We start from the raw sequence: 9,443 nt of genomic DNA on the forward strand, positions 1-9,443 counted from the left end.
GCGCGATCCGGATCAGTCGGTGAGCTTGGCGAGCAGCTCGCGGTAGCGGGCGACGGTGCGCTCGACGATCTCGGCGGGAAGCTCGGGCGGCGTGCCCTGCTTGTCCCAGTTCGCGGCGAGCCAGTTGCGCACGATCTGCTTGTCGAAGCTCGCCATCCGCTCCGTGGGCGTGCTGCCGGTGCGCCAGGCCTCGGCGTCCCAGTAGCGGGACGAGTCGCTCGTGAGCACCTCGTCGGCAAGGCGCAGGACGCCGTCCTCGTCCAGGCCGAACTCGAACTTGGTGTCGGCGAGGATCAGGCCGCGCGTCTCGGCGGTCGCCGCCGCGCGGTGATAGATCTCGAGAGACGTGTCGCGCAGCTGCGCCGCGCGCTCGGCGCCGACGAGTTCGACCGACCGCTCGAACGAGATGTTCTCGTCGTGCTCGCCCATCGGCGCCTTGAAGGCGGGGGTGTAGATCGGCTCAGGCAGGCGGTCGCCATCCTGCAGGCCCTCGGGGAGCGCGATGCCGCACACCGTTCCCTCGGCCCGGTACTCGGCCCATCCGGATCCGGTGAGATAGCCGCGCACCACGCACTCGATGGGCAGCATGTCGAGTGAGCGGACGATCATCGCCCGACCCGCGACCTCGTCCGGCGCAGGTTCGCCCGTCAGGTGGTTCGGGACCGGCGTGCCTCCGTCGGCGCCCGCGAGCTGGTCGAACCACCACAGGCTGAGCGTCGTGAGCAGCTCGCCCTTGCCCGGGATGCCGGGGGACAGGACGTGGTCGAATGCGCTGACCCGGTCGCTCGCGACCACGAGCATCCGGGTGTCGGTCTCATCGGCGGGGCGGTACAGATCGCGCACCTTGCCGGAGTACGTGTGCTTCCAACCGGGGATCTCGACAGTCACGCGCCCATCATCCCATTCCGGCGGCCGGAGCCCGACGCGCGGGCTTCGGCGGAAAGGGGACCGCCGGAGCTGCAACAGGCCCGTGGCAGCTCCGGCGGCGTCTGTGGGGTCAGTGGCTGTTGAGCACTGCCCAGGCGATGAGGCTGTCGATCCGTCGAACGTCGGCGCCCTTGGCCAGCTTCACCTTGATGTGTCCGGCCTTCGTCCAGAGCTCGATCTCCGAGTTCCAGTCGAGCACGCCCGCGTTCTCGGAGGACCACATGTGGATCGCGTTGTACGGCAGCGAGTAGATCTCGACCTTCTTGCCCGTGATGCCCTGGGCGTCGCGCACGATCAGACGCTTCGTGGTGAAGGTCGCCGAGTCGCGGAAGGTCTTGAACGACGCCACCGGCTCTTCTCCCTGAACGAGCAGGGGAAGGACATCGCCGGGGACGGGGATCTCCTGCTGGAGAGTCCACGTGAGCATTGCGGCTTCCATGCGGGGCCTTTCAGGTGAAGTGAATGGTGGGCGGGCGTCGCTGCCCGGGTGTATTTGTCTGCATGTATCTATCGGCAGCGACGAAGGTTCGGTTCGTTGAGCGCACTTGCAGCTCCCCGGGCACCCACCAATCCCGCGAGATCACACGCGGTCGCATGTGATCTCGCGGGATGGATGTGGCCGGACGGACTACTTGAGGGAGAACACCGCGGGCTCGCCGAGGAAGTCGAACATGCCCTGATACTCGAGGCGCTCGGGGGTCGCGTCGGCGGGGAGGTCGTAGACGAGCACTCCCTGCAGGGTGTTGCCGGGATTGATCTCGCCGAAGAGCGAGTCGTTGCCCTCGATGTAGATGCCGGCGGCGCTGTTCGCCTCGAACTCCCGGCCCTCCGCGTCGTAGACCTTCGCGTTCATGTCGGAGAACGACTCGGCCTCGGCGCCCACGTTCTCGACGGAGACGTGCACGAGGACGAACTGCCCCTGGGCCTTCTCTCCGAGCAGCGTGCCGCCGACCTCCGTGCCGACCTGCGCGACGCCGGGCTCGACCTTCGTCACCGTGATGGCCAGATTCCCCGTCTGGGCGGCGGTGCCGATCGGCGCGGTGGCCGGGGCCGCCGGCTCCTCTTCCGCGGGTGCCTCCTCGGCGGGTGCCTCCTCGGCCGGCGCCTGTTGCTCGCCCGCGGCAGGCGCGGGATCGGTCGCCTCGTCAGAGCCGCCCTTCGGGACGATGATCGCGATCAGGACGACCGCGGCGATCGCCCAGAACCACCAGCGCCGGAAGATCGACTTCTTCGGCTTCGCGGCAGGCGCCGGGGCGGGTGCCGCGGTGGGCGGCGGAACGGCCGGCCCCTGCTGCGGGGACGGGGGCTGCGTGTGATCGAACGACATGTGAGGGCTCCTTTGTGTGTCGTCTGGGACGGTTCCGCGTGGATGCGGAGCCGCCGGGGCCGCACAGGCCCATGGCGACCCCGGCGGTGAACCCAGATTCCGCCGGCGGCCCACGGCGGGGGATCGTCCGATCGGGCGGAGTGCCCTGACCGATCGGCCGGCTCCCGGCGTCCGATCGGTCGAGGGGAGTGTCCGTCCCCGGATCTACGCTCGGATCATGACCACCGCCCCGACGCCGCCCTCGCCGTCCGTGCGCGGGCTCGTCGAGCAGCTGCTCGCCGGCGGCAGGTCGACGGGGCTGTTCATCCTCGGCGCGCTGTTCGACACCTACTGCGTCGTCAACGTCCCCGGCGCCGCCGAGTTCGGCGGTGACCGAGGTGCGGGGTCCCTGGGGATCACGGATGGCGGGGTCGTGCTGTGGCTCGTGGCCGTCATCGCCTGGGGGAGCGTCTACACGCGCAGGAGAAGGCCGCTCGTCACTGCCATCGCGGGCGCCGTGCTCGCCGTCGCCGGGATCTCGTACGCGCTGCTTCTCGTCGGCGTCTATCAGTGTCTGATCCGATGGCCGCGTCGACAGTGGTGGATCGGCGGCACGGCCGGTGGGCTGGTGCTGCTGTACGCCCTGCGTGAGAGCCTCACCGACTGGGGAGCGGCGCTGCCCTGGCTTGGCTCCGAGACGCCGGCCGATCCGCCCGGTTTCGCCGGCACGGTCGCGCCGTGGATCATCGCCGCGCTGGCGCTCGCGCTCGTGGCGGGCCTCGTCGCCTACCGACGCACGTCCGTCGATGCGGCCCGGAGCAGGAGTGTCGCCGCCACCGAGCATCGCCGCGCCGAGACTCTCGGCGAGCAGGTAGCGCGCCAGGCAGAGCGCGAGCGCATCGCGCGCGACCTGCACGACGGCCTCGGCCATCGGCTGTCTTCCGCCGCCCTCACGCTCGGCGTCCTGGAGGCGCAGGCGAGCGCAGGGGTCAGCCCAGACCCGGCGCAGGCACGCATCGCCCGTCAGCAGGTGCATGCGGCCCTCGAGGATGTGCGCGGTGTGGTCGGCGGTCTCCGATCCGGCACCGGCGACGCGCCCCTCACTCCCGCGTCGATCCGCTTCGTCGGGCGCCTTGTCCACGACCTGCGCGCGGCTGGCCACCGGCTCGACGCCTACGTCATGGTCGAGGGCGCGGACCGTTTGGGCGCACCGCTCGACGCCGCGGCCTTCCGCATCCTGCAGGAGAGCCTCACCAACGCGATCAAGCACGCTCCCGGCTCGGCGATCTCGGTCACGTTCGATGCCGCCCCCGAGCGCGGCATCCGGATCCGCGTGACGAACCCGCTCGCCGCGAGCGGGGCGGGTGTGCCGGGATCGCGCACCGGCCTGATCGGCATCCGCGAACGCGCGGCGGCGGTCGGCGGCACCGCCTGGATCGGCCCGTACGAGGGGGAGTTCATCGTCGACGTCAGCCTGCCCTGGGGCGACCCCGCCTGATCCGCGTCCGTGGCCGCCGTTAAGGTTGCGAGGTGCTCACGGATCCCCCGACGACGGCCGACTCGACCCCCGCGCCGGACCGCCCGGTTCGGGTGCTGATCGTCGACGACGACCCCTTCACGCGCGAGCCGGTGGCGACGATCCTGAATCTGCGCCCCGAGATCGAGGTGATCGGAGCCGTCGACGGCGGCGCGGCCGCTGTCGCCTTCGTGCGGCACACCCGCCCTGACATCGTCCTGATGGATCTCCAGATGCCCGGGATGGACGGCATCGAGGCCACCCGCCAGGTGCTCGCCGAGGTGAAGACGCGCGTGGTCGCCCTGACGACCATGGTCGATCTCGATACGGTGCTGCGGGTCTTCGACGCCGGCGGCGACGGTTACATCCTCAAGGGCGACGGCCCGGTCAAGCTGGTCGAGGACGTGCTCGCCGCCGCGCGGGGGGATGCGATCCTGCCGCCCCGGTACGCGCGAGCGGTCATCGAGCGCTCGACGAGCGCCGGGGGATCGGATCAGCGCCGCGAGGCGCTCGCACGCCTCGACCTGCTCACCGAGCGCGAGCGCGCGACGGCACGGCTTGTCGCGACAGGCGGGACGAACGCCGAGATCGCCGCCGCCATGCACGTCTCCGAGTCGACGATGAAGACGCACCTGACGCAGGCGCTGGCGAAGCTCGGCCTCGACAACCGCATGCAGCTTGGCATCCTCGTCGACCGCGCCGGCGAGACGCCCCCGCCCGCGCCCTGAGCCCTACTCCGCGACGCGCGCGGCGATGTCGGTGCGGTGGTGCGAGCCCTCGAGGCGGATGCGGCCGATCGCCTCGTAGGCGCGCTCGCGGGCCGTGCGGAAGTCCGGGGCGGTCGCGACGACGTTCAGCACGCGGCCGCCGGTGGCGGTCAGCCCGTCCATCGAGCGGGCGGTCGCCGCGTGGGCGAGGTGCACGCCCTCGACCTCGGCGGCCTCGTCCAGCCCGGTCAGCGCGCGGCCGGTCACCGGCTTCTCGGGGTAGCCCTCGCTTGCCAGCACGACCGTGACGGCCACGTCGCTCGAGAACTCCGGCTCCGGCTCGCTCTCGAGCGTCCCGGTCGCCGCAGCGAGCAGCAGGCGCGACAGCGGGGTCTTCAGGCGCGGCAGCACGACCTGCGTCTCGGGGTCGCCGAAGCGCGCGTTGAACTCGATGACGCGCACGCCCGACGGGGTCAGGATGAGCCCGGCGTACAGCAGGCCGATGAAGGGCGTGCCCTCCTCGTCCAGGCGCCGGATGACCGGCAGCGCGACCGTCTCGGTCACCTCCGCGACGAAGTCCGCCTCCGATCCGAACTGCTCGGCGAGCCACGGCAGCGGCGAGTAGGCGCCCATGCCGCCCGTGTTCGGGCCGGCGTCGCCGTCGAGGGCGCGCTTGAAGTCCTGGGCGGGGCTCAGCGCCCGCACTGTGTCGCCGTCGCTGAGGAAGAACAGCGACACCTCGGGGCCCGACAGGAACTCCTCGATCAGCACGGGCCCGCTCGGCAGGTAGGTCTCGGCGTGCGCGAGGGCGGCGGCGCGGTCCTCGGTGACGATGACGCCCTTGCCCGCGGCGAGACCGTCGGCCTTGACGACGTACGGGGCGCTGAACTCGTCGAGCGCGGTGGCGACCTCCTCGCTTGTGCGGGCGTGCGTGGCGCGGCCCGTGGGCACGCCGGCGGCGGCCATGATCCGCTTCGCGAAGGCCTTCGAGCCCTCCAGCTGCGCGGCGGAGCGGCCCGGGCCGAACACCGGGATGCCGCGCTCGCGGAGCTCGTCGGCGACGCCGGCGATCAGGGGTGCCTCGGGGCCGACGACGACGAGGTCGACGGCGTTCTCGAGCGCGAACGAGGTGACGGCGGCCGGATCCACGATGTCGAGGTCGACGATCGTCGCGTCGCGCGCGATGCCCGCGTTGCCGGGGGCGGCCAGCACGTCGTTGCCGGTCTCCTCCGACCGCAGGGCGAGGACGAGGGCGTGCTCACGCGCGCCGGAACCGAGGACCAGGATCTTCACGCGCCCCAGCCTATCGACGCGGAAACCACGGCCATACCGGCCGTCCCTCACACGCCGCAAGGCCCCTGCCCGTCGCCGGGGATGATCGATACGGTCGGACCGTGAGCATGCAGCGCTGCGCCATCCGGCTCGCGGGAGCCGCGGTCGCGGTCGCCCTCGTCGCCGGGCTCGCGACCGGCTGCGGCATCCGGATCCCGTCCGATCCGGAGGGGACGATCGACCGCGTCACCGGTGGCGACCTGCGCGTCGGGGCATCGGCCGATCCGGGGCGGGTGACCGTGACGGGGGACGAGGTCAGCGGGCCGCTGCCGGAGCTCGTGGAGGACTTCGCGGCCTCGCTCGACGCCGAGGTGGTCTGGACGGTCGCGGGTGAGGAGACGCTCGTCACGGCGCTCGAGCAGGGCGAGATCGACCTCGCCGTGGGAGGGATGACCGACCAGACGCCGTGGAGCGATCGCGCCGCCGTCACGCGTTCGTTCCCCGACCTGCCGGGTGTCGAGGGCGACCATCCCGTCGTCTTCCTCGCGCCGCTCGGCGAGAACCGGTTCGTCAGCGCACTGGAGACGTTCCTGGACGAGCAGGTCGGCGGATGACCGGCCGCCTCGGACGCACGGATCTCCCGGCCGAGCAGCGGCACGCGCTGCGGAAGGCCGTCCGGGTCGAGATCTTCACGATCGGCTACACGGTGGTGACGATCGCGCTGATCGCCCTTGTCGTCGGCAGCTCGCAGGCGATGCGCACGGCGTGGATCGAGGACATGCTGTCGCTCCTGCCGCAGATCGCGTTCCTTGTCGCGCTCGTCTTCATCCGCCGCCGTCCCGGCCGCACGTTCCCCTTCGGCATGCACCGTGCGATGGGCGTCGGTCACCTGGTGGCGGGCGTGGCGCTGCTGATCGTGGGCGGCAACCTCGCGGTGGAGGCGGTCGTGGGGTTCGTGCGGGGCGAGCATCCGACGATCGGCACCGTGAACCTGTTCGGCCACACCATCTGGCTGGGCTGGCTGATGATCGGTGTGATGTCGCTGATCGTGATCGGGCCCCTGTTCTACGGGCCCTACAAGGCGAAGCTCGCGGGGCCGCTCCACAACAAGCTGCTTCACGCGGACGCGGCGATGGCGAAGGCCGACTGGCAGACGACGGTCGCCTCGATCGTGGGCGTCGGCGGGGTCGGCCTCGGGATCTGGTGGCTCGACTCCGCGGCGGCCCTGTTCATCTCGCTGGGCATCCTGTGGGACGGATGGCGCAACACCGTCACGGCCGTCGGGGACCTCATCGACAAGCGTGCGACCACCTACGACACGAAGGCCGTTCACCCGGTGATCGCCGACGTGCTGGGCCTCGTGCGCGGGACGCGGGGCGTCGCCGACGCGGCCGTGCGCGTGCGGGATCTCGGTCAGGTGCTGCACGTCGAGGTGTTCGTCGTGCTGCGGCGCCGGCGCGCCGACGTGGCACAGCTCGAGCGCCTCCGCGAGCGGATCGTCGGCCTCGACTGGAAGATGCAGGATGTCGTCGTCATCCCGGTCTCCTCGCTCCCCGACGAGGCGACCGCCCGGGTCGACCCGACCTAACCTTGAACCATGCCAGCGCGCAGGATCGACACCGGCGAAGGACGCGACGCGCTCGCCGCGGTGACGGCCGCGACCGCGGCGGGTCAGAAGCCGCCGCGGCCCGCGCACGCGACGGCCGTCCGCTATCTGCTGCAGCTGCTGGCGGAGAAGGCGCCGGGGAACAGCGTCGAGGTGCGCGTGCCGCCGTTCGGCGCGGCGCAGGTCATCCAGGGCCCCCGCCACACGCGCGGCACGCCGCCGAACGTGGTCGAGATGGATCCGCAGACCTGGATCGAACTCGCCACCGGCGTGCTCACGTGGGGCGAGGCGGCGTCGGCAGGGCGCGTGCACGCATCCGGCGTGCGCGCCGATCTCTCGGGCGTGCTGCCCGTGCGCCCGTGACCGCGGAAGCCGCAGGCTCCACGCGGCATACGTACGACCGCTATTCAGGAACCGGTGGAATCATCGATGTCATGTCCTCCCGCGCGCCGTTCCCCGCCGAAGGGGGAGTCCCCGCAGACCCGCTCGCCGCCGAGCAGGTGGCGGTGCGCCGATCCCCCCGATACGGCGTTTTCGCGGCCCTGGGCGCGGCGCTGGGCGTCATCGTCGCGATGATCCTCGCGACCGCGTTCGACGGCACCAGCGACCCCAGCCCGTTCACCGAGGTCGTGTACTCGCCCTCGCAGGCGTTCGGGTTCATCCTGCTGTGGTGCGTGCCCGCGGGCATCCTGGTGACGATGAGCATCGCGCTGCTGCTCGAGTGGACGATCGGCCGTCGCACGCGACGCGTTGCGGTCGTTCACGAGACCGTCGCCGAGTGAGCTGCGGCGCGATCGCTCCGTAGGCTTGGCGCGTGACCGAGCTGCGACACGTTCTGCGCATCCTGCCGTCGTTCCCCGCGGAGCTCTCCGGGTTCGATCCGGATGCCGCCCCCGCCGATCCGCTCGAGCTGTTCCGTGCCTGGCTCGATGATGCCATCGCGTCGGGCGAGCGGCAGCCGCACGCGATGACGTTCTCCACGATCGACGAGGACGGACGACCCGCGCACCGCACCCTGATCGTCAAGGACATCGACGAGCGCGGCATCCATGTCTCGAGTTCGCTGGCGAGCCGGAAGGCCGCGCATCTGGCGGCGCGACCGTGGGCGGGGATGCTGTTCTTCTGGCGGGAGCTCGGCAGGCAGGTCGAGGTCGGCGGCCCCGTCGAGGCGCTCTCGCGCGAGGAGTCGGAGGCCGACTGGCGGGAGCGGCCGAGCTACGACGGTCGGGAGAACCCCGACTGGCAGGTGTGGGCGCTGCGTCCTGAGCGCTTCGAGTTCCTGCAGGCGACCCACGACCGCAACCACGCGCGCGTCGAGTACGTGCGCGACGGAATCGCCTGGGACCACCGGCCACTGCGCGCAAGCGAGCAGGTCGGCCCCGCCTGATCCAGCGGCCCCGGGAAACCGGGGCCGTCGTTCGTCGGGGGTGTCAGCCGAGTTCGCGCAGGATCGGCTGCATCGCCGCGTCGAAGGCGGCGACGTCGCCGCGCAGGCTGTCGGAGACGGCGACCGTGAGAGATCCGATCCACCAGATGCCGCGCTGCGCGAGAGGCAGCACCTGCACATCGAGCCGGAAGGCGTGCGCCCGGCGCCCAGCGCCCCTCTCGAACTCGACGACCGCGCCCGCGTAGCCGCGGTACGAGCGGCGCATCCTGTCGTAGCGCACGGCGGCGTCGTGGGCGTAGGCGAGCGCCTGCGCGGCATGCGGCTCCGCGGCGCCGCGCAGCACCTCGGCATACGCGGGGAGGGCGACATGGGTGCCGAACCCCTCCACGAGCTCGAGCGGCACGGGGGAGAGGTGGGCCTCGGGCTCGACCGTCATGTCCCAGTAGCGGCGCCAGAGCCGCTCGATGCCCTCGCTCGCCTCCGGCCCGCGCTCGACCCCGCGCAGCTGCGGCAGCTCATCGGGGTGACGGACTCCCAGCGCCTGGCGCAGGTAGAGCGCGACGAGCACCGAGGGGCTGCAGTCCTCGCGGACATGCCAGTCGGGCTCCGTCATGCGGCCATTATCCCCGGCCGGTCGCCCTGCCGGGCCCGCGGCCCGCAGTCGCCCGCCTCGCGACGGTGGCCTTTTCCCAGTATCTCGGCGGGTAGGCTGGGCCCGTGGC

General features: G+C 71.8%; 12 protein-coding genes. 7 read left to right on the plus strand and 5 right to left on the minus strand.

Going from position 1 to position 9,443, the window contains the following annotated elements; translation table 11 throughout:
• Positions 1-12 precede the first annotated feature (12 nt).
• The 3 genes from IR155_RS12450 to IR155_RS12460 form a co-directional block, all read right to left on the minus strand.
• Entirely contained in the window at positions 13-888 is an 876-nt protein-coding gene (locus tag IR155_RS12450) for a phosphoribosylaminoimidazolesuccinocarboxamide synthase (protein WP_135115146.1), read from the minus strand.
• 109 nt (positions 889-997) lie between these two features.
• The gene (locus IR155_RS12455) at positions 998-1,354 is read right to left on the minus strand and encodes a PH domain-containing protein (protein ID WP_409366558.1); all 357 of its coding nucleotides are present in this window, start codon (positions 1,352-1,354) and stop codon (positions 998-1,000) included.
• A gap of 201 nt (positions 1,355-1,555) precedes the next feature.
• The gene (locus tag IR155_RS12460; protein ID WP_135115148.1) at positions 1,556-2,254 is read right to left on the minus strand and encodes a DUF4352 domain-containing protein; all 699 of its coding nucleotides are present in this window, start codon (positions 2,252-2,254) and stop codon (positions 1,556-1,558) included.
• Between the two features lie 217 nt (positions 2,255-2,471).
• Between IR155_RS12460 and IR155_RS12465 the strand changes: the two genes are divergently transcribed.
• Together IR155_RS12465 and IR155_RS12470 are read left to right on the plus strand one after the other, a co-directional pair.
• Positions 2,472-3,731 (plus strand): sensor histidine kinase, encoded by a 1,260-nt coding sequence (locus IR155_RS12465; protein ID WP_135115149.1) that lies wholly within the window; start codon positions 2,472-2,474, stop codon positions 3,729-3,731.
• Between the two features lie 32 nt (positions 3,732-3,763).
• Positions 3,764-4,477 (plus strand): response regulator, encoded by a 714-nt coding sequence (locus IR155_RS12470; RefSeq protein WP_135115150.1) that lies wholly within the window; start codon positions 3,764-3,766, stop codon positions 4,475-4,477.
• A gap of 3 nt (positions 4,478-4,480) precedes the next feature.
• On the opposite strand, the gene purD is transcribed toward IR155_RS12470, so the two are convergent.
• On the minus strand, positions 4,481-5,749 hold the full coding sequence (gene purD, locus IR155_RS12475; protein WP_135115151.1) for a phosphoribosylamine--glycine ligase: 1,269 nt from the start codon (positions 5,747-5,749) through the stop codon (positions 4,481-4,483).
• A 107-nt stretch (positions 5,750-5,856) separates the two neighbouring features.
• On the opposite strand from purD, the gene IR155_RS12480 reads away from it, so the two are divergent.
• From IR155_RS12480 to IR155_RS12500, 5 genes are all read left to right on the plus strand, one after another.
• Complete coding sequence (locus IR155_RS12480; RefSeq protein WP_228067140.1) at positions 5,857-6,342, plus strand: type 2 periplasmic-binding domain-containing protein; 486 nt, start codon at positions 5,857-5,859, stop codon at positions 6,340-6,342.
• On the plus strand, positions 6,339-7,316 hold the full coding sequence (locus tag IR155_RS12485; RefSeq protein WP_135115152.1) for a cation transporter: 978 nt from the start codon (positions 6,339-6,341) through the stop codon (positions 7,314-7,316). Before IR155_RS12480 ends, IR155_RS12485 begins: the two co-directional genes overlap by 4 nt.
• Positions 7,317-7,325: 9 nt before the next feature.
• Positions 7,326-7,697 carry a sterol carrier family protein gene (locus IR155_RS12490; protein ID WP_135115153.1) on the plus strand — a complete coding sequence of 124 codons (372 nt, stop codon included), beginning with the start codon at positions 7,326-7,328 and terminating at the stop codon, positions 7,695-7,697.
• Positions 7,698-7,768: 71 nt separating this feature from the next.
• On the plus strand, positions 7,769-8,116 hold the full coding sequence (locus tag IR155_RS12495; protein ID WP_135115154.1) for a potassium transporter Trk: 348 nt from the start codon (positions 7,769-7,771) through the stop codon (positions 8,114-8,116).
• Positions 8,117-8,148: 32 nt separating this feature from the next.
• The gene (locus IR155_RS12500; protein WP_135115155.1) at positions 8,149-8,721 is read left to right on the plus strand and encodes a pyridoxine/pyridoxamine 5'-phosphate oxidase; all 573 of its coding nucleotides are present in this window, start codon (positions 8,149-8,151) and stop codon (positions 8,719-8,721) included.
• A gap of 43 nt (positions 8,722-8,764) precedes the next feature.
• Here the strand turns inward: IR155_RS12500 and IR155_RS12505 are convergent, their stop codons facing one another.
• Entirely contained in the window at positions 8,765-9,334 is a 570-nt protein-coding gene (locus tag IR155_RS12505) for a zinc-binding alcohol dehydrogenase (protein WP_135115156.1), read from the minus strand.
• Between the last annotated feature and the right edge of the window lie 109 nt (positions 9,335-9,443).

It is taken from the genome of Microbacterium paludicola (assembly GCF_015235415.1).
In the GTDB taxonomy this organism is placed as follows: Bacteria; Actinomycetota; Actinomycetes; order Actinomycetales; family Microbacteriaceae; genus Microbacterium; species Microbacterium paludicola.